This window comes from Pseudomonas sp. LS_2 (assembly GCF_042709235.1).
GTDB lineage: Bacteria > Pseudomonadota > Gammaproteobacteria > Pseudomonadales > Pseudomonadaceae > Aquipseudomonas.
In genome coordinates this window covers 99870-123991 of sequence record NZ_JAVAYC010000003.1, presented here as the reverse complement: position 1 = coordinate 123991, position 24122 = coordinate 99870, and the positions used below count along the sequence as shown (strand labels likewise).

At 66.1% G+C, this 24122-nt stretch carries 14 protein-coding genes; 3 read left to right on the top strand and 11 right to left on the bottom strand.

The genetic code is table 11. From position 1 onward, the window contains the following. Positions 1 to 13: 13 nt before the first annotated feature. The gene (locus RAC97_RS03890) at positions 14 to 892 is read right to left on the bottom strand and encodes a Dyp-type peroxidase (RefSeq protein ID WP_375097963.1); all 879 of its coding nucleotides are present in this window, start codon (positions 890 to 892) and stop codon (positions 14 to 16) included. Between the two features lie 195 nt (positions 893 to 1087). Here RAC97_RS03890 and RAC97_RS03885 point away from each other — a divergent pair, with 195 nt between their 5' ends. Next, positions 1088 to 1981 carry a bile acid:sodium symporter family protein gene (locus RAC97_RS03885; RefSeq protein WP_375097962.1) on the top strand — a complete coding sequence of 298 codons (894 nt, stop codon included), beginning with the start codon at positions 1088 to 1090 and terminating at the stop codon, positions 1979 to 1981. Here RAC97_RS03885 and RAC97_RS03880 read toward each other — a convergent pair whose 3' ends face one another. Continuing rightward, a complete protein-coding gene (locus tag RAC97_RS03880; protein WP_375097961.1) occupies positions 1982 to 2446 on the bottom strand; it encodes a sterol desaturase family protein in 465 nt (154 codons plus the stop codon). It abuts the gene before it with no gap. Positions 2447 to 2830: 384 nt separating this feature from the next. Here RAC97_RS03880 and RAC97_RS03875 point away from each other — a divergent pair, with 384 nt between their 5' ends. Next, the gene (locus RAC97_RS03875) at positions 2831 to 3544 is read left to right on the top strand and encodes an MgtC/SapB family protein (protein WP_375097960.1); all 714 of its coding nucleotides are present in this window, start codon (positions 2831 to 2833) and stop codon (positions 3542 to 3544) included. 4 nt (positions 3545 to 3548) lie between these two features. Here RAC97_RS03875 and dksA read toward each other — a convergent pair whose 3' ends face one another. The 6 genes from dksA to RAC97_RS03845 form a co-directional block, all read right to left on the bottom strand. Next, positions 3549 to 3953 (bottom strand): RNA polymerase-binding protein DksA, encoded by a 405-nt coding sequence (gene dksA, locus RAC97_RS03870; RefSeq protein WP_375097959.1) that lies wholly within the window; start codon positions 3951 to 3953, stop codon positions 3549 to 3551. Positions 3954 to 3979: 26 nt separating this feature from the next. Next, entirely contained in the window at positions 3980 to 5317 is a 1338-nt protein-coding gene (locus RAC97_RS03865; RefSeq protein ID WP_375097958.1) for a dihydroorotase, read from the bottom strand. A 2-nt stretch (positions 5318 to 5319) separates the two neighbouring features. Further along, positions 5320 to 5880 carry a carbonate dehydratase gene (locus RAC97_RS03860; protein ID WP_375097957.1) on the bottom strand — a complete coding sequence of 187 codons (561 nt, stop codon included), beginning with the start codon at positions 5878 to 5880 and terminating at the stop codon, positions 5320 to 5322. A gap of 83 nt (positions 5881 to 5963) precedes the next feature. Then, positions 5964 to 6941: a DNA-binding protein gene (locus tag RAC97_RS03855; protein WP_375097956.1), complete on the bottom strand. Its 978-nt coding sequence runs from the start codon at positions 6939 to 6941 to the stop codon at positions 5964 to 5966. Positions 6942 to 7187: 246 nt separating this feature from the next. Then, positions 7188 to 8600: a diaminobutyrate--2-oxoglutarate transaminase gene (locus RAC97_RS03850; protein WP_375097955.1), complete on the bottom strand. Its 1413-nt coding sequence runs from the start codon at positions 8598 to 8600 to the stop codon at positions 7188 to 7190. Positions 8601 to 8629: 29 nt separating this feature from the next. Then, positions 8630 to 8845 carry an MbtH family protein gene (locus RAC97_RS03845; RefSeq protein WP_375097954.1) on the bottom strand — a complete coding sequence of 72 codons (216 nt, stop codon included), beginning with the start codon at positions 8843 to 8845 and terminating at the stop codon, positions 8630 to 8632. A 98-nt stretch (positions 8846 to 8943) separates the two neighbouring features. On the opposite strand from RAC97_RS03845, the gene fhuF reads away from it, so the two are divergent. Beyond that, positions 8944 to 9678: a siderophore-iron reductase FhuF gene (gene fhuF, locus RAC97_RS03840; RefSeq protein WP_375097953.1), complete on the top strand. Its 735-nt coding sequence runs from the start codon at positions 8944 to 8946 to the stop codon at positions 9676 to 9678. A gap of 12 nt (positions 9679 to 9690) precedes the next feature. Here fhuF and RAC97_RS03835 read toward each other — a convergent pair whose 3' ends face one another. The 3 genes from RAC97_RS03835 to RAC97_RS03825 are packed head-to-tail and all read right to left on the bottom strand — an operon-like array spanning position 9691 to position 24112. Beyond that, a complete protein-coding gene (locus tag RAC97_RS03835) occupies positions 9691 to 11337 on the bottom strand; it encodes a cyclic peptide export ABC transporter (protein ID WP_375097952.1) in 1647 nt (548 codons plus the stop codon). Beyond that, on the bottom strand, positions 11334 to 15092 hold the full coding sequence (locus RAC97_RS03830) for an amino acid adenylation domain-containing protein (RefSeq protein WP_375097951.1): 3759 nt from the start codon (positions 15090 to 15092) through the stop codon (positions 11334 to 11336). The genes RAC97_RS03835 and RAC97_RS03830 overlap by 4 nt, the downstream gene beginning before the upstream one ends. Continuing rightward, positions 15089 to 24112: an amino acid adenylation domain-containing protein gene (locus RAC97_RS03825; RefSeq protein WP_375097950.1), complete on the bottom strand. Its 9024-nt coding sequence runs from the start codon at positions 24110 to 24112 to the stop codon at positions 15089 to 15091. Before RAC97_RS03825 ends, RAC97_RS03830 begins: the two co-directional genes overlap by 4 nt. Positions 24113 to 24122 lie beyond the last annotated feature (10 nt).

The window sequence follows — 24122 nt, the reverse complement described above, 5'->3', positions numbered from 1 at the left end:
TAGATATTTAGGCTCAGCCCAGCAACAGGCGCAGATCCAGGCCATGCTCACCCATGGGCGGGCACCAGTAGTAGCCGCCGCTCAGCGGGCGGCTGAAGCGGTACAAGGCATCGGCAATGCCGTCTTCCAGGCCGCTCATGCGCCGCAGCTGCACCTCGAAGGCATCCAGCGAATGCCCCAGGGCCACGAAGGCCAGGCCCGCGCCACGCTCATCGGCCCAGGCCAGCGAACGGCGCACCATGAAAGCCTCGGGTGCGAAGCTCTCCTGCGCGGTGCGCTTGACGTGTGCCGACTCGGGCGCATCGTCGAGCTCTTCGTTGTCGCTCAGGCGACGACCCATGATGGCGTCCTGCTCGGCCTGGGGCAGAGCCTTGAAGTAACCCAGGTCGTGTTTCCACAGCTGGAACGCTGCGAAACTCGAGCCTGCCAGCCCCGGTACGTCGCCGCCAGTAATGGCAGCGTCGATCGCGGCCTGCTCGACCGGGTTCTCGGTGCCGTCCTCGTAGCCGGTCAGGTCGTGGCCGCCGCGGTGCAGGAAGCCCTCGACGCTGTCGACCAGGCGCAACGCCGGCGCCAGCTGCGCTTCCAGGGCCTGGGCTCGCAGGAACAACTCCCCGCGTTCCCCGCCCCGCAACCACAGCCACAGCGCGTGCTGGGTGCTGGGGTTCTCGACGACCCCGTCCAGCTGCGCAAACGCGCGCAGGCCTGGCACTTCACGGCCCAGCGCCTTTGCCAGCGGTGTGCCGACGGCGAGCACCAGCTGCTGGCCGTCGACCTGCGGCAACAGCGCGTCCAGCACTGCGGGCAGCGCCTCGGGCGAGTGCAAGGCGAAGAACAGGTGGCGGGCGTGGGCAGGTACCGGGGTGGCAAGCAGGCCTTGCTGGAACGTCATGACGGGCGAAATCCTTGGCAAAAGCGCGAATGCTACTGCGCTCGACAGCCCGCCGCAACGCGGCGTGTCGACGCTGGCGAGCCGACATTCCGGAAAAGCCAGTAACAAAAGGTTACCAAGACCTGGCACTTTGCGATTAGCGACCTTGACACGTGCGCCTACACTGCTTCGAATCCCTCGCCCGAGACGTTGCCGATGACCGCCTCACCCCTGCTCACCGCCATCCTGCCCATTGCTTTGGGCATCATCATGCTGGGCCTTGGCCTGTCGCTGACCCTGGCCGACTTCGCGCGGGTAGTGAAATACCCGAAGCCGGTACTGATCGGCCTGGCCTGCCAGATCCTCCTGCTGCCGTTCGCATGCTTCCTGATCGCCAACGGCTTCGGCCTGGAGGCAGCACTGGCCGTGGGCTTGATGCTGCTGGCCGCCTCACCTGGCGGCACCACCGCTAACCTGTTCAGCCACCTGGCCCATGGTGACGTGGCGCTGAACATCACCCTGACTGCGGTGAACTCGCTGATCGCCATCCTCACCATGCCGCTGCTGGTGAACCTGTCGCTGATGTGGTTCATGGAGTCGGACCAAGCCATCCCGCTGCAATTTGCCAAGGTGATGCAGGTATTCGCCATCGTGTTGCTGCCGGTGGCCCTGGGCATGCTGATTCGCCGCTATGCCCCCGGCTTCGCCTCGCGCATGGAAAAGCCCATGAAGCTGGTGGCCGCATTGTTCCTGGCGTTCACCATCGTGCTGGCGTTGGCCAAGGACTGGCAGACGGTAGTCGAGTACGCCCCGCTGGTGGGTCTGGCCGCCCTGCTGTTCAACCTGCTGAGCCTCGGCGTGGGCTATTGGGTGCCGCGCCTGCTGAAGATTCCCAAGCGCCAGGCCATAGCCATCGGCATGGAGATCGGTATCCACAACGGCACCCTGGCCATCGCCCTGGCGCTGAGCCCGGGCCTTCTGAACAACCCCACCATGGCGGTGCCTGCGGCAATCTACAGCTTGATCATGTTCTTTACCGCCGCGGTGTTCGGCTGGTGTGTCAGCCGTGGCCGCGAGGCGTCGGCCGGCGCGCGGGAAACCGCGGGCTGATCAGCGTTGGCGCCGCTCGCGCAACTGGCGCTTGAGCACCTTCAAGGGCGGCGCATAGAAAAAGCCGAACGACACGCTGCCGTCCCGCCCTTTCACCGCATGGTGCAGCCGATGCGCCCGGTACAAGCGCTTGAGGTAGCGCTGTACCGGGCGCGGCTTTTCAGGCCAGTGACGGTGGAAGAAGCCGTCATGGGCCAGTACGTACAACACGCCATACCCAGCCACACCCGCACCGACCCATTGCAGTGGCGCATACCCGGCCTTGCCCAGGGCCACCAGCGCCGCCGCGATCAGGGCCAGGGCCAGCAGATAGAAGTCGTTGGTCTCGAGCATGCCCAGCTGCGGCTCGTGGTGCGAGCGGTGCAGCCACCAGCCCCAGCCGTGCATGACGTACTTGTGGGCCAGGGTGCCGACACCTTCCATGGCCACTAAGGTGCCTAGCAGGATGGCGAGGTTGAACAGCATGTGAGGGTCCGGCATCAGTCTACGAAGGCCGCAAGGGTAGCATTGCGTAGGAACAGGATGAAATCGCGCCGAAGACCGGGGCGATGAAGCAATTGTCATCAAACCGCCCTTGACCCTCATGGAGCCTGGGCGTAAGGTCCGCGACGCAATTTCGCATCCCCCACAGGAACCCTGAATTGGACAGTAGCCCCAGTCGATTGCGACAGGCCCACACGGCGAGCTAGTCCGGCAGCGTTTCTGCCACGGTCTCGCCGAACCCGGTAGACGGTGGTCCTTCCCCTTCTTCCCCTGCCCCAGCGCCCCGGCGCGGTCGGGCCCGTGGTCCTGCGCATTCTCTTTATTTTCGTGATCTATGCGGGCACCGCCCGCGGATAGAGGTTTGCTATGGATTGGAACATTTTTCTGCTGCGTGTCGGCGTAGCCCTGCTGCTCGGCGCCCTGATCGGTGCCGAACGCCAACTGCGCCAGCGCCTGACCGGCCTGCGTACCAATGCGCTGGTCAGCACCGGTGCCTGCCTGTTCATGCTGATCACCGAGGCCGTGCCGGGCATGGCACCCAGCGATGCTTCGCGCATCGCTGCCTACGTGGTCTCCGGCATCGGCTTTCTCGGAGGCGGCGTGATCATGCGCGATGGTTTCAATGTGCGCGGGCTCAACACCGCAGCGACCCTCTGGTGCACCGCCGCCATCGGCGTGCTGTGCAGCCTGGGTCTGCTGCTGGAGGCCGCGCTGGGCACGTCGATGGTGCTGTGCGCGAATATCCTGCTGCGCGAGCTCTCCCAGCGCTTGGACCGCCAGGACGTACTGCCGGCCAGTGAGGTTGAGCAACGCTTCGAGGTGTCCATCGTTTGCCGCGCCGAGGACGAGATCCAGGTGCGTAGCCTGCTGTTGCATACCCTGGGTGACCCCAGCCTGCGCCTGCAATCGCTGCACAGCGAGGACCTGCCCGACCCGAGCCGGCTGGAAGTGCGCGCCGAGCTGGTGGGCACGCCGCAGGCACCCAGCCAGCTGGAGCGCATGGTCAGCCGGGTCAGCCTGGAGAAAGGTGTCAGCGCCGTGCGCTGGCAGTTGCAAGCGCACCCGCTGGCCCACGACTGAGCCGTCACTCGGCGCGCAGATGACGCTCGCGCAGTTCCTGACGCTCCTTGGCCTCGATGCTCAGGGTGGTCGTTGGGCGTAGCAACAACCGGCGCAGGCCGATCGGCTCGCCGGTTTCCTCGCACCAGCCGTAATTTCCCCGCGCCAGGCGCTCCAGCGCCTGGTCGATCTTGTCCAGCAGGCGTTTCTCGCGCTCCAGGCTGCGCAGCTGCCAATGCCGCTCTTCCTCGGCGCTGCCCTGGTCGGCGGCATCGCTGTGCACCTCCTGTTGACGCAGGGCCTGGAACTCTTCGTCGATGCGCGTCTGCAAGGCAATACGCTGGGCCAGCAACAAGTTGCGGAAGAACTGACGCTGGGGTTCGTTCATGTAGGCCTCGGGAGGCTGGCGGAGCAGGTCTTCTTCAGTCATGGGCACCACTCGTACATAAGGAGGTTTCAACGGTCGAACAACAACGGCAGGCCCTGGCAGCGGTCCTGCACCTGGCCTTGATGCCAGGCCAGTTGGCCCGACACCACGGTACTGCGCACTGCGTGGTGGAAGCTGCGGTGCTGGAATGGCGTCCATCCGCAATGGGCGAGCACCGGTTCAGAGGCCACCGGACGCGGCTGCAACAGGCGCTCGACCAGGGCGAAATCAGCCCAATAGCCCTCGCGCAGAAAGCCGCGCTCGCGGATGCCGAACAGCTCGGCGACCCCATGGCTGGTCTTGCGCACCACCTGGGCCAGGCTCAGCACGCCTTCGCTGACCAGCTCAAGCGCGGCTGGCAAGGCATGCTGCACCAAGGGCAAGCCGGACGGTGCGCGGGCATACACGCGGCGTTTTTCCTCCAGGGTGTGCGGCGCGTGGTCGGTGCCGATCACATCGATCACATCGTCGGCCAGGGCCTGGCGCAGGGCGTCGCGGTCGCTGCGCGACTTGATCGCGGGGTTGCATTTGATCAGGTGCCCCAGGCGCACGTAGTCACTGTCGTCGAACAGCAGGTGGTGCAGGCAGGCTTCGGCGGTGATGCGTTTCGCCGCCACCGGCCCTGGCGCGAACAGCGCAAGTTCGCGGGCGGTGGTCAGGTGCAGCACGTGCAGACGCGTGCCGAAGCGCCGGGCCAGGTCCACGGCCAGCGACGAGGAACGATAACAGGCCTCGGCGTCACGAATGCGTGGGTGCGCATTGGCAGGGATGAACTCGCCATGGCGATCACGCCAGCGAGCCTCGTTGGCCAGGATGCTCGGGGTGTGTTCGCAATGGGCCAACAGCAGCGTTGGGCAGCAGTTGAACAGGCGCTCCAGCACCTTGGGGTCGTCCACCAGCATGTTGCCGGTCGAAGCCCCCATGAACACTTTCACGCCTGCGACCTGCGAGGGGTCGAGGTCGGCGACGGTGTCCAGATTGTCGTTGCTGACACCGAAGTGAAAGCCGTAGTTGGCTCGCGACACCGCTGCCGCGCGGCGTTGCTTGTCGGCGAGCGCCTCGAGGGTCAAGGTGGCGGGGTCGGTGTTGGGCATGTCCATGAAACTGGTGATGCCGCCCGCCACCGCAGCCCGCGATTCGCTGGCCATGGTGCCTTTGTGAGGCGCGCCGGGGTCTCGAAAATGCACCTGGTCGTCGATCATGCCCGGCACCAGCCACTGCCCTGCCGCATCGATTTCGAGACGGGCCCGCACCCCTTCGATGCTGCTGGCGATCTTGTCGATCCGCCCATTGCGCACCAACAGGTCGGCGTCGAACTGCCGCCCCTCATTGACCAACCGGGCATTGCGCACCAAAAGCTCGGCCATGCTCAGAACTCGTTCTGCAAGGCTTTGTAGCCCTGGACCAGGTCGATGTTGGTACGCGCCACATCCTCGGAAAACTCGGACGCCGACACGCTCACGGGTGGGTAACGGTCCAGGTCGGTGTGCGGGCCGATGTGCTCGGTTGGCGGCACATAGAAGCGTTCGGGCAGGTCGCGCCCGTCGACCACCGAGTTGTGCCGCACCACGCTGCCGTCACCCACGCGGCAATTGAACAGTACGCTGTTGAAGCCGATGAACACCCGGTCGCCTACCACGCAGGGACCGTGCACGATCGAGCGATGGGCGATGGAGGTGTATTCGCCGATGGTCACGGCAGCGCCAGACTTGGAATGGATCACCACGCCATCCTGGATATTGGAATTGGCACCGATGACGATGGCTTGCATGTCACCGCTGGCGTCCACTTCGTCGGCCCGGATGACTGCATAGGGGCCGACGAACACATTGTCCTTGATGACGACCTTGCCGCAGATGATGGCGGTCTTGTCGATGTAGGCCGACTCGGCGATTTCGGGGAGGTGGCCAGAGGGATTTCTGCGAATCACGGGAACATTCCTGGGAAAGGGTGAGCTGGTAAATGTTACGTTATAACAATTTACTTGCAAGCCCTTCCCTGCCGCGCATCGCGTCAGTCACCTGTGGCGCGGCCTTCCTGCTGCTCCAGTTCGTGTCGCGCGGCCAGGCGCGCTTGCAGGCGTTCGAGCTGGCGGGCTTGCTCGAGGCACGCTTCCCGCTTGCTTTCCAGCGCCTGGGTCTGGGCCTGGAGTTGCCGGCGCATTTCCTCGCTAGCCCCTTGCGCCTGGGCCAGGATCGACCGCAATCCTTGTACCTGGGCGTCACGTTGCTCGAGTTGCTCCTCCAGCACCTTGCACTGCGCCGCGCCCTGGCGCTGCTCGGCCTGCAAGCGTTCATTGTCGCGGTGCAGGCGGGTGGCTTCGTCCTGGCGCACGACCATGCCTTGCTGCAACTGGCGCAACTCCACCTGCAATTGTTGCACCTGCGCTTCGTGGCGACGTTGCTCCTGCTCGCGCTGTTCACGGCTGGCGCTGCGGTAGTGCTCCAGCGCGTCGCGGGCATGCCGGTGTTTGTCCTCCAGTGAACGGATCTGCTCGTCCTTGTCGTTCAGACGCACCTGCAATTCCCCGAGCGCCTGGTTGAGGCTGGCATTGCGCAACTGCTCAGCCTGCAAGCTGTGCTGGGTGGCAGCAAGCCGCTCCGATTCGGCGGCCAAGGCGGCGGCCTGGACCTGCTGCTGTTGATGAGCTGCCGCCAACGCTTGCTGCACCAACTGCAATTGCGCCTCGAGCTGTTCGCGCTGTTCGGCGAAAGCCGCTTCGGCAGCATCGATGCGTAACTGGGCGTCATCCTGCAGCTGCGCTGACAGCTGCTCGACCAGTCGGGCCAAGGGTTCGTTCAGCATGGTCAGGCCCTGTGGCGCCATGGGTGGCTGGCTTTCCAATTCCTTGAGGTAGCGATGAATGGTCGTCTTGGAGCCCGTATTGCCCAGCTCGATACGTACGGCATCGATGCTCGGGTGTTCGCCCCTGGCGATCAGGGTTTGTCGTGCCTGCTGCACCAATGCCTTGTTGATACCGCCACGGGCCATGATCGCTCCTATTATTGCGTACTGTATTACGTACTATGTAATTACGTACGGATTCTGCCTGCATCGAAACCCAATTTCAATCGTCTACTCAGCGTGAATAATCACGGCTTATCGAATGTGATGAGCGTCATCGTTGGGAAAATCACGACTGAGCGTGGTGTCGCTGTACGAAGGCGTTGTATCGCGGGCACAAAAAAGCCCAGCGTGCGGTACACGCTGGGCGTTCTTACCTGCTACAGCGGAGGTCTACGCCGACTGGCTCTCCCGTTGAACGGCACCGGACAACGCGCGCTGGAACTTCTCTACCAGCACATCGACTTCCGCCGCCTCGATGATCAACGGTGGCAGGAACCGCACCACCGCACCATGGCGCCCGCCCAGTTCAAGGATCACCCCTTCGCGCAAGCATTGCTGTTGAATCGCCTTCGCCAAGGCGCCGTCGGCTGCCGGCGCTTTTTTTCCAAGGGTCGACGGCGCGACGATCTCCACCCCGACCATCAACCCTCGGCCACGTACCTGGCCAATGCATGGGTACTGTCCTTGCAACTCGCGAAAATGGGCCATCAGCCGCTCGCCCATGGCGCGCGCGTGGGCAGCCAAGCCTTGTTGGCGCAGGTAACGCAGGGTCGCAGTGCCGGCCGCCATCGCCATCTGGTTGCCACGGAAAGTGCCGGCATGGGCGCCGGGCTTCCACTGGTCGAGCGCCTCCCGGTAGACGATCACCGACAGCGGCAAGCCGCCGCCCAGCGCCTTGGACAGCACCAGTACATCCGGCTCGATGCCAGCGTGCTCGAAGGCGAACAGATCACCCGTGCGAGCGAAGCCCGTCTGTACTTCGTCGATCACCAGCACCACGCCGTGCTCGCGGGTCAGGCGACGCAGCCCTTGCAGCCAGCGGGCCGGAGCAGGAATCACGCCACCCTCACCTTGGATCACCTCCACTACCAGTGCCGCCGGTGGCAGCACGCCGGACTCGGGATCGCTGAGCAGCTGCTCGATGTGGCTCAGGCCGGCATCGATGCCCGCCTCACCGCCAAGCCCGAACGGGCAGCGGTAGTCGTAGGGGTATGGCAGTACCTGCACATCGGCCATCAACGAGCCCGGCAGGTTCTTCGGCCCCAGGTTGCCCATCAGGCTCAGTGCCCCATGGGTCATGCCATGGTAGCCGCCGGAGAAGGTGAACACGCCCTTGCGCCCGGTGGCGATCTTGGCCAGCTTGAGTGCGGCTTCGATGGCATCGGCGCCGGTCGGGCCGCAGAACTGCACCCGGGCCTGGCTGGCGAACGTGGGTGGCAGGCAGTCGAACAACTCATCGACGAATGCCTCCTTGACCGGCGTCGTCAGGTCCAGGGTGTGCAACGGCAGCCCCGAGTCCAGGGTCTGACGCATGGCGGCAACGGCCACCGGGTGGTTATGGCCCAACGCCAAGGTGCCGGCACCGCCCAGGCAGTCCATGAAGAACTGGCCCTGGCTGTCCCGCACGTACAGGCCATGGGCCTCCACCAGCGCCAGCGGAATACGACGCGGGTAGGAGCGCGCCGAAGACTCGCGCTGCGACTGGCGCTCCAACCAGAGATTGCTATCCAGCACACGGGGCGGCTGGCGACGGAAGTGTTCCAGGGTGAAAGCGGCTTGGGCGATTGACTCGATCGTGTCCATGGATGCGTGTCCGGAAGAGGAATAGAGGCTCAGCCTTGACCGTTGGCCTGCATGGCCTGGCGCAGGCTCAACGGTCGCATGTCGGTCCATACCGACTCGATGTAGTCGAGGCATTCCTGCTTGCTGCGTTCCTGCCCGACGCTTTGCCAGCCTTGCGGCAAAGCCTTGTAGCCCGGCCAGATGGAGTACTGCTGTTCGGCGTTGACCACCACCAGGAAAAGGGTGTCGGGATTGTCCAGGCTCATGGGAAACTCCTTGTGTTGAAATAGGTAGGGGGCTGCCGCACTGGCGCCCGTTTTGTGAACTGATACACTCCAGCCCTGCCTCGATCCCGGATGGAACGATGATCGCCAGCCTTTCGCCGCTGCTTTGCGGCCCTCTGCAACGCTATGCCGACAACCTTCGTTTGCCCGTCCAGGACAGCACGGCGGTCAATACCGAGGCCTTCTTCCAGCGCGAACACCTCGGGCGTTTCTTCGATGACCTGCAACGCCAGCACGCGGCCCAGCACCGTATTGCCGCCGTGTCGCTGTGGTCGAAGTGGTACATCAGCACGTTTCTGGTCCCGGTGATCGCCACCAACCTGCTGTTGCAGCGTGCGCTGCCCGTGACACTGGCGCAAACGGGCCTGGTACTGGCGCCCAGTGGTCGGCCCCAGGCGCTGGAACTGAGCCATGATGGCGAAGCCGCGGGCGGCGACGACGGTTTCCAGCGTTTCAGCTACCTGATCGAGGGTCAGCTCGAGCCCCTGGTGGCGGCACTGACGGCGGTCTGCGGCGGTGCGCCAAGATTGTTCTGGAGCAACATCGGCAATACCTTCGAGTTCGCCATCACCCGTACCGAGCTGCACCCGCTGGCCACGCCCGGCTGCACGGAACCGGCCCGGCAGATCCTGCGCAGTCGCCTGCGCCCGGATGGCCGGCGCAACCCGTTGTTCGAGCCGATAACCTACGCCGGTGGGCGCGAGGACGAAGAAACCCGCCGCCGCCGGATCTGCTGTGTGCGCTATCACCTCAAGGGTGCCGGCTACTGCAGCAGTTGCCCGATCGAGCCGGCGCGCCGCCAGGTGCTGGACTGACATGGCCATGCCTCACTGCACCTGGCGGAACGGGGTTTCCCGCCCCCGGTCGTAATCCACCAGTTGCCCGTAATCCAGACGGTAGACGCGGTCGGCCACGTCGAAGTAGCGGTCGTCGTGACTGATCGCAATGACAGTCTTGCCCGCAGCCTTCAGTTCAGCGAGCAGCTCGCTGTAGAACACATGGCGGAATACCGGGTCCTGGTCGGCGGCCCATTCATCCAGCAGCAGCACTTCGCGCCCTTCCATCATCATCAATAGCAAGGCCAGGCGCTTGCGCTGGCCCTGGGACAGGCGCGTGGTCGACAGCCGGCCGTTCTCGAAGCGCACCTTGTGGTCCAGCGCCAGGCGTTGCAGGTAGTGCTGCACACGGCCATCCAGCCCTTCGAGGCTGCCACCCTCGCCAAGCACATCGGAGAACAGGTGGAAGTCGGCAAAGATCGCCGCGAAGTGCTCGCGGTGCCATGCCGCATCGGCGTCGCCCGAGAGCAGCTTGCCGTTCAACGACAGGCTGCCTTCACTGGGCGTGTACAACCCGGTCAGCAACTTGGCCAGCGTCGACTTGCCACTGCCGTTTCCGCCCACCAGGAACACCAGCTCGCCTCGGCGAATGGTCAGGTTGACCGGCCCCAGGGTAAAGCCGCCTTCCTCGCCCTGGCCGCCATAGCGGTAGCTGACATTGTCCAGGCGCAGCTCGCTGAAAGGCTGTACGGGCTGGGCATTGCCCTTGAGCACGGCCATCTCGCCAAGCGCCAGTTCATCGATGGCTTGCAACGCCACATGGCCGCGGATCACCGCCGGGATCGCATCGAGGATGATCGCGATGGGCGTGCGCAGGAACATGATCGCCAGCACGTAGCCCACCACCACCGGTTGGCTCAGCAGGCCCAGCCCCTGCCCCAGGAAGAACAGGGTACCGATCAGCAGGAACACCAGCAGCGTGGTCCAGTTGAGGTTCACCGCCCACAAGGTGTCGGCCTTGACCGAGGCATCTCGCGAGGCCCGCGCCACCGGCTCCAGCCGCAGGTGATACAACACGCCACGGCGAGCGCGGGACAGCCCCAGCTCGGCGCGGCCCTGGATGGCGGCATCGAACTGTTCGGCCAGTTGGTCGTCCTGCTGGCGCACCGCTCGCATCAACCGCTTGATGCGCTTGCCCAGCGCCACGTCCAGCGCCACGCCGCACGCCATCACCAGCAGCGTCAGGCCGAAGAACGGCAGGCTAAGCCAGGCCATGTAGCCCAGCCCGGTCAGCAGCAGCAAGCCGTTGTACAGCGAGATCGGCAGTTGCTTGAACGCCGTCGCCACCGTGGCGATGTCTTTGGTCAGCACGTTGTACAGCCGCGGGCTACCCAGTTGCTCGACGCGCTCCAGCGATGTGCCCAGCAAGCGACCGACCAGGCGCATGCGCAGCTGGTAGACCAAGCGATGGCCAATTTGCACCAACAGCCGCTGGGACACGATCCCGCTGACGAACAGCAGCACCAGCAGCCCGGCGAACACCGCGATGGCCTCGCCCATCTGGGTGATGCCCTGGGCCAGGCTGTGGTTGATATAGCCAACCAGGCCGACCCCCGCCACAGCGCTCAGGGCACTGCTGATGACCGCCAGCACGATGCGCCAGCGGGCCTCGAACAACAACTCTCTCAACAACTTCATGGTGTCGACGATCCTTCGATGGGAAGTTGCAGGGCATCGCGCAGTGCCTGCGCCAGGCTGGCCTGCTCAAGCATCTGGTGGTGCCCAGCATCCACGTGCCACTGCTGCTGTATGGGCGCCAAGGCCTGCCAGGCCGAAGTCAGGTCGGCATGCTCACGGCCACGCCAGAGCTGCAACGGCACCTCGGTGCGCGGCAGGCGCTGAGCGTACAGTGCGGCCTTGATGTCACGGTAGCGTACCAGTTGCTCGAGCACCTGCCGGTCGGCAGCCTGCTCGCCCAGCAAGGCCCGGACCTGCGGCAACGCAGTTACCCGTAGCAACGCCTCTTTATACCCATGCCCCTGCGCCGCAGCCGAAATGAGCTGCCACTGCTCATTCCCTGGCTGCACGCCACGAGCGCTGCAAAAGAACGCCAAGTCGGCCAGCAGCTGGCCGCTTTCGTCATCGCCGCCATCGAGGCTGCGCGACGGGTCGTGGTCGATGGCCCACAACGCCTGCACATTGAAGCCTTGGGCTTGCAGGTGCGGCAACAACAACAGGGCCAACCGCGAAGCGAGGCTCCAGCCGAGCAGCAGCAGCGGGCGCGACTTCAGGCTCGCGGGCAGGCTGCTGGCGTAGGCCTCCAGCAACGGCGCGAGCTCGGCCGATGCATCCCAACCCTGCTCAGGCGCTTGCAGGCCGTAGACACAGGTGTGCCCACCCAGTGCCTGCAACAGCGGTTGGTACATCTGCAGATGGCCTTGGGCACCATGCACCAGCAGCAGTACCGGTCCGCTGTCGCTTTCGGCACCTAGGCGACGACATACGCCCTGTTCGACTGGCTCCAGGTCGTGCACCAGCGCACGCACCGTCTGGCGCTCGAACAGGCGGTTGGTCGGCAAGTCGAGCCCCAGGCGTTCGCGCAACAGCGATACCACGCGAATGGCTGCCAGCGAATGGCCGCCACTGGCGAAGAAATTGTCGGTAACGCCGAGGTCATCAAGGCCCAGCACCTCGCACCAGATCTCCAATACCGCCTGTTCCTGCGCATTCGCCGGTGCCACATGCTGGCGTTGCAACGCCTGCCGGGCACGACTCAGCAGGAGTTGCCGGTCGAGCTTGCCGTTGGCGTTTAGCGGCAGTGCCTTCAAGGACAGCAGCGCGCTGGGCAGCATGTAGTCCGGCAGGCGTTGCGCCAGTTCTGCGCGACGTGCCTCGACGCTCGATGATGACGGCGCATCTTCGACGATGAACGCCAACAGCCGCGCCTGTTCGCCAGCGCCCTCGAGCAGCACTGCCGCCTGCTCCACGCCTGGCTGGGCCAGCAAGGCGGCCTCTACCTCGGACAACTCCAGGCGGAAGCCGCGGATCTTCACTTGCTGGTCATTGCGCCCGAGCAGGCGCAGCGCGCCATCGGCCTGGCGCAAGGCCAGGTCGCCCGTTCGGTAGCGGCGCAGGCCACAAGTCGGATCGACGTCGAATGACTGGCCCCCCACGTTGCCGAGGTAACCGCGGGCGACGTTGCGTCCGCTGATGCACAGCTCGCCCGGCTGGCCGCTCGGCACGGGGTGCCCGGCGGCATCGAGCAGGTCGATGCGGTTGTCGCCGATCACGCGGTCCAAGGCGCTGCCAAGGCTGCCGGACGCGGGGTCGAATGCCCGCCACAATACGCCCACCGTGGCTTCCGTGGGGCCGTAGTGGTTGAACACCTGGCAGTGCACGCCAGCGCTGGCCAAGCGCGCCGCCAGGCGTTCGCCGATCGCTTCGCCGCCCAGCACCAGCACCTGGCGCGGCAGCACCGCCTCGACCGGCCCCTGGCCGAGCAAGGCCTCCAGGTGCGACGGTACGATCTTCAACACATCCAGCGGGTGGCGCGCCAATTCCTGGGCAAAAGCGCGGGCATCGGTGACCACCTCCTGGGCCAGCAGGTGCACGCAGCCACCGCGCAGCCAGGCAGGGAACAGCACGGTGTTGCCCAGGTCGGCCTGCAACGACGACACCAGCCCGTAATGAGCGGCATGGGGAAGCTGCAAGGCCTCGGCGACCTGGTTGCTGTAATGACGCAATTGGCCGTGCTCGATCTGCACGCCCTTGGGCGTGCCGCTGCTGCCGGAGGTATAGAGCACATAGGCCAGGCGGTCCGCCGGGGCTACCGGCTCGGCGCTCAAGCGCGGCCCTTCGCTGGCCTTCGACCAGGCCAAGCCTGGCACGCCCTCGGGGGCGGGCAGCTCATCCAGGTGCAGTACCAGGCAGGGGCGCGCGCTATCGAGAATCGCCGCCAGCCGCCGTGGCGGCTGCTGGGGGTCCAGCGGCAAGTAGGCGGCGCCGGCCTTGAAGCACGCCAGCATCGCCACCAGCGCATGACCGCTGCGCGGCAGGTACAGCCCGACCACTTGCTCAGGGCCAGCCCCGGCAAGGCGCAACTGGTGCGCGACCCGGTCGCTGAGGGCGTCCAGCTCGGCATACGACAGCTGCCAGCCGCCATCGCGCAAGGCTGGGCGCTGCGGATGCCGGTGGGCGTGGTCGCGCAGTGCGGCAATCAGGTCGAGGTCTTCGCCTGGCTCGGCTACACCGCGTAACCCTGCCTGCTCGTCGGCCAGCAACGGCAGGCGTTCGGGCATGACGCGCCCGGTATCCGCCAACAACTGCTCCAGCCACAGCGTGAAACGCGTCAGCAGGCGCGTAATGGCCTCAAGGCAATACAGCCCATTGTCATAGGCCAATGTCAGCGCCCCCTGCCCCTGCCCGTCCATCTCGACGTGCAGCAGCAGCTCCACCGCAGAGTGCCAGGACAGCGAGCGCTGCGCCTCGAGCCTGGCCGGGCGCGACACCCGCAGCCCGGCCTGCAAGGCATCGCGCCAGTCCGGCAGCACCGCCGGCTGGCTGACGTGCTCCTGCCAGGCCAGGGCATTGTCACGCTGGCGCGCCAGTTGCCGCGCGGTGTCCGGCCAACTGGCCTCGGCAGCGACGCGCAGCACCAGCGGCAGGCTCTGCTCGAACACCCCCAGTGCGCCGGCCAGTTCGTCATAGTCGTCACGTGCATCGTGCTGCACCACCAGTTGCGCGCAGGCCTGGCCATTGAGCCGTGCCAGCAGCGTGCCCCAGGCGGCCAGCAGCAACGCGGGCTCATCGACACCGGACTGGGCGGCCAACGCCTTCAACCCCGTGAGCAGGGTCGTCGGCAGCCCGCAGGTGACGTGGCCGGCCCGGCCGCTCGGCAAGCCGTAGCGTTCGACCAGCCGCAACCCCGGCACCTGGCCAAGGTTCAGGTTGCGCCAGAACTGCGCGCCCTGCTCGGCGTCTTCATCGCGTTGCAGTTCGTTGATCCAATCGGCGTATTGGCTGTACTGCATCGGAGCCTCGGCGGCCTGTGCCACCTCGCCCACCAGCAGCGCACCCAGCGCATGCAGGCTGCGCAGGTCCAGCGAGCAGACCGGTGCCGCCAACAGCAGCCATTGGCCCTGCCACCAGGCCGACAGTGCGCCATCCTCCCAGGCAAGCCCTTCGCGCGGCAGGCTGCCAAGGTCGATACCCGGCACGTCATGCCAGTGCACCTGGACGTGCTCGCGAACCCGCTGGCGCAGCCCGGTAGCACCGTGCGGCCGCTCGAAGCGCAGTCTCAGCGCTTCATGCTCGAAGGCCAGGGCCTGCAACCGCTCGCGCAGCGCATCGCCCTGGGCGCCCGGCAGGTGCAGCATCACCCAGTGGCGTTCGGCAGCGTGGGCAACGGCCAGTTGTTTTTGTTGTGGCGACAGGGCCAGGCCAAGGTCGATCATGCCTGTACCTCCTGCTCATCGGCTGCGAGCGCCGGTGCCGCAGTGACCTGCTCACGGGTGTAGATCTCGCCCATGGCCACCACGATGCGCCGCTCCCCCTCGAACGGGTCGCGGGCGTGGGCCGCGAGCATGTTGTCGAGCATCACCACATCGCCACGCTGCCAGTCGAAACGCACCGCGCAGCGGTCGTAGGCGGCGTTGATCGCCTCGATGGCTTCGGCTTCGAGCGGGCTGCCATCGCCATAGAACACCTGCCGCGGCAACGCCTGCTCGCCGGCACGCAGGAACTGCTGGCGAATGTCCTCATCCAGGAACGCCGGATGATAAAGCTGAACCTGGTTGAAGAAGCTGGCTTCGCCGGTCAGGGGGTGGAGGATCACCGCCGGGCACACCTGGCGGGTATGCAGGTCGTCGTCGCCACGCCATTCGAACTGGATATTGCCCTCGCGGCAGATGCGTTCGACCTCGTCGCGCGACTCGGTGCGGAAGAAGTGCTGCCAGCTGACATCGATGTTGGCGGTGAAATTGCGTACGTACATCAGTTGTTTCTGGCGCAGCTTGGCCTGCAACCATGCCGGCAGCTCGCGGTACACCGTACGGCTGTCGACGATCGGCGTAGCGCCCCCGACGCTGGCCGGCACCTCGCAGTAGAACCACTGGCGACGCGGCCAGCGGTGCTGGTGGGCGCTCTCGTTGTGGAACAGGATCATGCGGTCCTTGGGGTACGGCGTGGACTTGTAGATCTTCTCGCCGCCCTCCTTCTTCGGCAGGTCACCGTAGTGACCGTAGAGGTCGGGGCACAGCGCCTGGCAGAAGCGCTCGAAGTCCGCAGGCGTGGGCAGGTCGAAGCCACGGAACAGAATGCCGCCGTGCTCGCGCAGCCAGCCTTCGACGCGCTCGCGATTGTTTTCGGCCCACAGCGCCGGTGCCAGCTCCGGCTCGCGGTTGCGTACCCGCAGTGGGAACGCCGAGCCCTCGCGCAACGGCCCGGCCTGCACGGTGTCCTGGACCGCGGCAGGAGCGGCCTGGCGCAGCTTGCCCAGTTTGCTCATCTTGCGTTGCACAGGGTTTTCCAGGGTCATGGACGTGCCTCCCTTGGCACCGGTAGTCAGGTTGTCTTGGGGCGTGGGTGCCGACATCAGTTGCGCAAGCGAGCAATCCGGGTTGCCCAGCACTTGTTGCAATATCGCGTGCAGACGCGCATCCAGGCGCTCGATGGTCTCGGCGCGGAACAGCCGGGTGCGGTACACCCAGCGCAGGGCCAGGCCTTGCTCGTCTTCGCGGGCGAACAGCGCCAGGTCGAACTTCGAATGCTGCTGCTCGGCGTCGATCAGGGTGATGTCCAGCGCGTCCAGGCGGTGGCTATGGCGCGGGGTGTTATCGAGCACCAGCAGGGTTTGCAGCAGCGGGTGCACATTGCTGCGGCGCGGCATTTCCAGGGCTTGCACCACCTGTTCGAACGGCGTGTCCTGCCACGCGAAGGCCGACAGGCACAGCTGCCCGACTTCCTCCAGTTGCTGGCGGAAGCTGCGCCCAGGGCGCAGGCGCACACGCAGGGCCAGCAGGTTGACGAAGAAGCCGATCAGCGCCTCGGTGTCGGCGTGCTCGCGGTTGGCCATGTCGGTGCCGATCACCAGGTCCTCGCCGTGGGTCTGCTCATGCAGCACCACGGCATACACCGTGACCAGCAGCATGAACAGGGAAACGCCGTTGTCCTGGGCCAAGGCCTTGGCTTGCGCCAGGGTCTCGGGCGAGAGCCGTGCATCCACGGCGCCGCCCTGCCCGTCGTCGTGCTCAGGCCGAGGAAAGTCGAACGGCAACGGCACCTGCTCGGGAATGCCCGCCAGCTGCATGCGCCACCAGGCTTGACCCTGGCGATGGCGTTCACGCAAGGCCTCGCTGCCCTGCCAGACGGCATAGTCGACGTACTGGATCGGCAAGGGTGCCGGTGTCTGGCCTGGGTTGCGGTAGCCTGCCACCAGTTCATCCACCAGCAGCCCAGCCGACCAGCCGTCGGAGGCGATGTGGTGCATCAGCAGGTGGAGGATGTGCCACCCCGGCGCCACCTGCAGCAAGGTCGCACGCAGTGGCAGGTCCTGGCTGAGCGCGAACGGTTGCCGGGCCAGCTCGCGCAACTGGGTTGGCCAGTGCTCGGCGCTGCTCGGGTGTATTGCCAGGCTCAGGGAAACCGGGTCGTGCAAGCGCTGCACGGTTCGCCCGGCGACTTCGTGGTAGGTGGTGCGCAGAATACCGTGACGCTGTTGCAAACGATGTAGTGAGCGCTCCAGCGCCGACACATCCAACTCGCCACGCAAGTGCACCGCGCTGCTCATGTTGAAGCCTGTGTCAGCGGGGTTGAGCGACTGCATCAACCACAACCGCTGCTGGGCGGGTGACAGCGGCTGGTCCTGGCCATGGTCGACCGCGACAATGGCGGGCAAGGACTGCGCCTGCCCGGGGGCGTGCGCATCGATGCGTGCGGCCAGTTCGTGCAAGCGGGGCGTCTCGAACAGCCAGCGCAGCGGGATGTCCAGGCCGTGCTCGCGCAGCCGCGCACGTACCTGGGCCGCCATCAGCGAATGCCCGCCCAAGTGGAAGAAGTGCCCGTCCGCCGGCACCCATTCAAGCTTGAGCACCTGCCGCCAGATATCCTGCAGCAGCGTTTCGTGGGTGCTGAGTGGCCGTTGGTCTTGCTCGGAAGGTGCTGCGACATTTGCGCTCAGGGTCGGCAACTGCTGACGGTCGACCTTGCCATTGCTGTTGAGCGGCAGGCTGTCGAGCGCAAGCAGGGCGCCGGGCTGCATGTAGACCGGCAGACGCGCTGCCAGGTGCTCGCGCAAGGCTGCCGAGTCCACAGAGGCATTCGCCGACGATACCCAGAACCCCGCCAGTTGCTCCCCCTGCACCACGGCCACTGCCTGAGCGATGCCGGGAAAGGCCAGCATGGCCGCTTCGATTTCGCCCAGTTCGATACGCAAACCGCGCAATTTGACCTGGCCGTCGTTACGGCCCAGGAAGTACAACTGCCCATCGGCCTGCCAACGCACCAGGTCACCGGTGCGATACAGACGGCCACCGTCAGCGCCGAACGGGTCGGCGATGAAACGCTGCGCGGTGAGCCCAGGCTGGTCGGCGTAGCCCCGCGCCAGGCCGCTGCCTGCGATATACAGCTCGCCGACACAGCCGGGCGGCACTTCGCAGAGCGTTTCGTCCAGCACATGACAGCGGGTATTGAGCAGTGGCCGGCCGATCGACACCACGGCATGGGGGCTGCTGGCGACCTCGGTGCTGGTCGACCACACAGTGGTTTCGGTGGGGCCGTAGACGTTGACCAAGCGGGCAACCCGCTGTCGCAGGCGGGTGGCGAGATCCTGCGCCAAGGCTTCGCCCCCGGCCAGCGCCAGGCGACCGTGCAGCGCTTCGGGGTCGCCCTCGAGCAGCAGGCTCCAGGTCGCAGGCGTCGCCTGGATCAATTGCACTTCATGGCGACGGACCAGCTCGCCCAGCAGCTGCGGGTCGACCCGCTCGGCTTCGCTGGCCAGCACTACGCAGCCGCCATTGACCAGTGGCAGATACAGTTCCAGCCCGGCGATATCAAAGGTGATGGTGGTCAGGGCCAGCACGCGTTGCAACTCGCTGGCAGGCACCACCCGCTCCATGGCCAGCAGGAAATTGGCGAACGCCCCACGGCTGACCTCCACGCCCTTGGGCACACCTGTGGAGCCGGAGGTGTACAGCGTGTAGATCAACGCCTGGGGATGCAGCAACAGGGCCGGCGCCGAGGTCGGCTGGGTGGTCAGCTCGACCTGCTCCCAGGCCACGGCGTTCAAGGTAGCTGGCAACGGCGATTCGCCCTCCTGCGGCTGGAACAGGCACAGCGCCGGGCATGCGCGCTCCAGGATCGCGCGCTGACGCAGCGCAGGCTGCGCCGGGTCCAGCGGCAGGTACTGCATGCCCGCCTTCTGGATGGCCAGCAGCGTGACCAACATGCGGGCATCCCTTGGCAGGCAGAAGGCAACCAGCGACTGCGTGGGCAGCCCTTGGGCAAGCAGCCAATGAGCCAGGCGGTTGGCCGTCTGGTCCAGCTCGGCGTAGCTGAGCCGCTGCCCACTGGCAACCAGCGCGATACGCTCGGGGTGCAGGGCCACCTGAGACTGGAAGCGCCGCAGCAGGTCGGCTTCTGCTGGCACGGCAAGGGTGTCGCCACGGGTTTGCAGGCCTGCCGTCGAAGCCACGGTCAGGTTGGCCAACGGCTGTTCACCGGCCGCTTGCACCAGGGTGCCCAGCAGGCCCAGGTAGTCGTCGGCCAGGCGTTGAGCAGTCGTCGGCAGGAACAACGCCGTGGCGTATTCGACGATCAGCTCGCCGTGGGCCTGCTCGCCACGGCCTTGGCTGAACAGATTGAACGTAAGGTCGAACTTGGCACTCACGGCAGCGTCCGGCAACGCTTGCGCTTGCACGCTCATCCCCGGCAGTTCGAGGCGGCGCTGCGCGTCATGGTCGGCCTGGTAGTTGAACATCACCTGGAACAGCGGCGTGCGGTCCAGGCTGCGCGGGACCTGCAGGGTGTCGAGCAGTTGCTCGAGCGGCAGCGCCTGGTGCTGGCTGTCTTGCTGCCAGGCATTGGCTGTGTCGCGCACGAAGGTGCTCAGCGTCTGCTGCGGTTCGATGCGGGCGCGGTAGGCCAAGGTGTTGACGAACAGGCCCACCAGGGTCTGTGCCTGTGCCGCTTCACGCCCGGCCAGCGGCACACCGATGACCAGATCGCGACCGGCGCCGTGGCGCCACAGCAGCAACTGCTGGGCCGCGAAACATAGCACGAACGGCGTTACGCCCCAGTCGCGGGCACGCTGTTGCAGCGCGCTCATCAGCCCGTTCGGCAAGGCCAGGTGCAGACGTGCGCCGGCCAAGTCCTGCACAGCGGGACGCGGGCGGTCCAGCGGCAATGCCAAGGGCTCGTCCGGCACACCGGCCAGGCGCGCCTGCCAATAGTCCAGCAGTTGGCGGCCGCTTTCGCTTTCCAGCTCGGCGCGTTGCCGTTCGATCACGGCCAGCAGGTCACCGCCCTGCGCCTGCTCGCTCAGTGGATGTCGCTCACGCGCTTGGCGATACAGCTGGGCGAAATCCTGCACCAGCAGTGCCATCGACCAGCCATCCACGGCAATGTGATGCACGTTGAACAGCAGCTGCCAACGGTGTTCCTCGATGCGCAGCAAATCCAGCGCCAGCAAGGGGCCGTGCTGGAGGTCGAAGGCACGGCGGGCCAATTCGGCGATGCGGTCATTCACCTGCAGCGGCGAGGCACCACGCAGGTCATGCTGTACAAGCACGGGTTCGCGGGCTTCGACCAGGCGTTGCAACACCTGGCCATCGCGCTCGAAGAACCGGCAGCGCAGCGCGGCATGGCGCTGCACCAGTGCTTGCGCGGCCAGGGCCAGGCCGTCGCAGTCCAGCTCGCCTTCCAGTGCCAGCCACTGGGTCACGTTGTAGGCGCTGCCCTGGGGCGCGAACTGCTGCATGAACCACATCCGTTGCTGGGCATGGGACAAACGATGGGTGTCCGCCCGCAACCGGCTGGCCTCGACCGCAGGTTTGCCCGCTGCCACCGGTTGCAGCACCTCGGCCAGTTGCCGGCCAGTGGGGTGCTGCTGCAGTTGCGCGGGCATCAGGCCGAGCCCCTGCTGGCGCAAACGGGCGATCAATTGCAGGCTGAGTATCGAATCGCCACCGGCGGCGAAGAAGTCATCGTCGGCGCCCAGCGCGGGCTGTTGCAGCAATTCCCGCCACAGCGCCAGCAGCATTTTCAGAACAGGTTGCGCGGCGAAGTCGGCTTGCAGCGCCATGTCTGCCAGTTGCGCGTGCTGCTGGACCGCTTGTGGCGTCAGGCGCAGGCCCTGGCGAGCGGCAAGGCCGATCAGTTGCAGGCCGAGGATAGAGTCGCCCCCCAGGGCGAAGAAGTCATCGAAGCGAGATACATGGGCAACGCCCAGCAAATCGCACCACAGCGCGGCCAGCTGGGTTTCCGTAGCACCCTGCGGTGGCGCTGAGTCGTCGGCCACCTGCGACATATCAGGCAACGGCAATGCCTTGCGGTCGAGCTTGCCGTTGGCGGCCAGCGGCAGGCCTGCGAGGGTCACCCAGTGTGCCGGCAACAGCGGTTCGGGCAACTGCTCACGTGCCGACACCTGCAAGGCATCCAGTTGTTGCGCCGACAGCATCGGCGCCAGGTAGGCCACCAGCTGCAAGCGCTCGCCGATCACCTGACCCAGCACCGCTGCCTGGGCCACACCCGCCTGCCCGGCAAGCCAGGCGCTCACCTCCCCTGGCTCGACGCGGAAGCCGCGAATTTTCAGTTGGTCATCGGCACGCCCAAGGAACAGCAGGTTGCCCTTGCGATCCAGGCGCACACGGTCGCCACTGCGGTAGAAACGCTCGCCATGGTCGTCGGTGATGAACGAGGCCGCGGTTTGTCCAGGCTGGCCAAGGTAGCCCATGGCGACCTGGGGGCCACCGATCCACAGCTCGCCGCTGACCCCGTGCGGCACCGGGCGCCCCTGGCGATCGACTATACGCAATCGCACGCCGGGCAACGGCTGGCCCAGCGGCAGGTAGGCCTGCTGCTCGTCGAGCAGCTCGTGCACTTCGCCGCTCACCACCCCAACCGTGGTTTCCGAGGGGCCGTAGTGGTTGAACACCTTCAGCATCGGTGCCAACTGGCGAAGCCGTTGCAGCAGGTTGGCGTCCAGCCCTTCGCCGCCCAGCACCAGGCAGCGCCTTGGCAGGGCTAGGGCGGCGTTTTCCAGAGCCAACAGGCCGCGCAAGTGGGAGGGCGCGATCTTCAGGCAGTCAACCGGCTGGCGTTGCAGGAAGTCGGCCCAGGCTGGCGGGTCGAAGGCCAGCTCGGCGTCCGGCAGCACCAGCGGGTCGCCCTGGTGCAGCGCGGCGAACACGCAGGTCAGCCCCAGGTCGGCGGCCACCGTGGCCAATGTCGCCCAGCGGCTACCAGGCTCGCATGCCAGGCGCTCGGCGATACCGGCGGCATATGCCGCCAGGTTGCCATGGCTGACCTGTACGCCTTTCGGGGCGCCGGTGGAGCCAGAGGTGTAGATCAGGTAGGCCGCGGCGTGGAGCTGACTCTGGCTTGCACGAAGGGCAGGCTGCGGCGCACCGAACGCGTCTACCTGCATACCCGGTACGCCCGCCAGCCCGCGGCCGTCCAGGCCCAGGCAAAGGCGCGCCTGGCTGTCTGCCAGCAAGCGAGCCAGGCGCTGCTCGGGCTGCTTGGGGTCGAGGAACACACACACCGCACCCGCACGCCAAACCGCCAGCATGGCGATGACCTGCTCGCGGCAACGGGGCATCAGCAGCGCCACCCGATCACCCGGCATGACGCCATGGCGATGCAACCGTTGGTCCAGCGCAACGATCGCATCCTGCAGCTGGGCATGGCTGACCGCGCCACGCTCATCGATCAGCGCGACGTCACCGGGGCGGCGCTCAGCCCATTGCTGCACGCGAACGTCTAGCGGCACCACTGCCGGTGCAGGTGGCCCGGCCCATTCGCTGGACGATGACGAGAGTTTCAACCCATCCAGGCTCAGGGTCGGGTCTAGCGACACGCTGGCCAGCAAGCCAACCAGGTCGTCGAGCAGTTGTCGTGCGGTGGCCTGCTCGAACAGCTCGTCGCTGTATTCCAGCTCGCAACGCAACTGGCCAGCGGCGCTGCGCAGCAGGCGCAGGGTAAGGTCGAAGCGCGCATGACGCTGGGGTGGGTCGAGCACCTCCACCTCGACGCCAGGCAAGGCCAGGCGTCGGCTTTCGGGTAGGTCGACCTGCACGAACATCACCCGGAACAGCGGGGCTTCGCGGTTGCGCGGCAAGGCCTGCAACAGGGTTTCCAGGGGCAGCGTCTGGTGATCGAACGCGCCAGCCAAGGTATCGCGGGTGCGGCGCAGGGTTTCGCTGAAATCAGGGTTGCCGTGCAATTGCTGGCGGATCACCAAGGTGTTGAGCAGCGGGCCGATCAGGGGCATCAGTTCGGGCCGGTCACGGTGCGCCACGGAAGTCCCCAGGCACAGGTCGCGCTCGTCGCTGTAGCGAGCCAGCAGCCAGCTGAAGGCACTGAGCCCATAGATGTACAGCGTTACGCCCTGACGTCGGATGGCCGATTCGATCTGTTGCGACAACACGGTCTCAAGCTCGCGGACCTCCACCGCCCCACTGTGGGTGCGGCGTGCGGCAGGTGGCCGCGGTCGATCGCCATCCAGCTCGAATGCCGCCGGCGCATCAGCCAGCACTTGTTGCCACCAGGCCAGTTGCTCGGCGCATTGCTCGCTGGCCAGCCACTCGTGCTCCCAGGCTGCGAAGTCGCGGTACTGGATCGGCAGCGGGGCCAGCGCCGAAGGTTCGCCGGAGGCAAACGTGCGGTAACTGTCAGCCAGCTCATGGGCCAGCTGCTGCGCCGACCAGGCGTCATAGGCCACATGGTGGATGGTGAAGAACAGCCAGGTGCTGCGCTGCGCTGCATCGGTGAACAGCGCCAGGCGAAATGGCACTTCACAGGTCAGGTCGAACGGCTGGGCGAGCTCGGCAGCGTAGGTGTCGGCGCACCACTGTTCGCTGTCGAGGCCAGCCGCCAGGCGCTGCACCGCGGGCAGGCTGACCGAGTGGTCCAGGCACTGGGCGAATGGCTTGCCTTGGGCGTCGCTGGGGTAGCAAGTGCGCAGGATCTCGTGCCGCTGCACCAGCCGCTGCAAGGCCTGTTGCAAGGGTTCGAGCGCCAGCTCGCCATCGAAACGCAGCACCGAGCACAGGTTGTACAACGCCCGGGCACTGGCCTGGGTACCCAGGAAACGCTGCTGGGCCTGGGACAACACAGCCTCGCCCGGCGCTGCCGGCACGATCGGCAAACGCCAGCTGTCGATGCCCTTTTGCGCCAGGCGCTGGCGGAACTGCACCTTCTTGTCCGCTGGCAGCGAGGCCAGGCGTTGGGCAATTTCAAGAAATGCCTGTTGGGTCATTGCATCCATC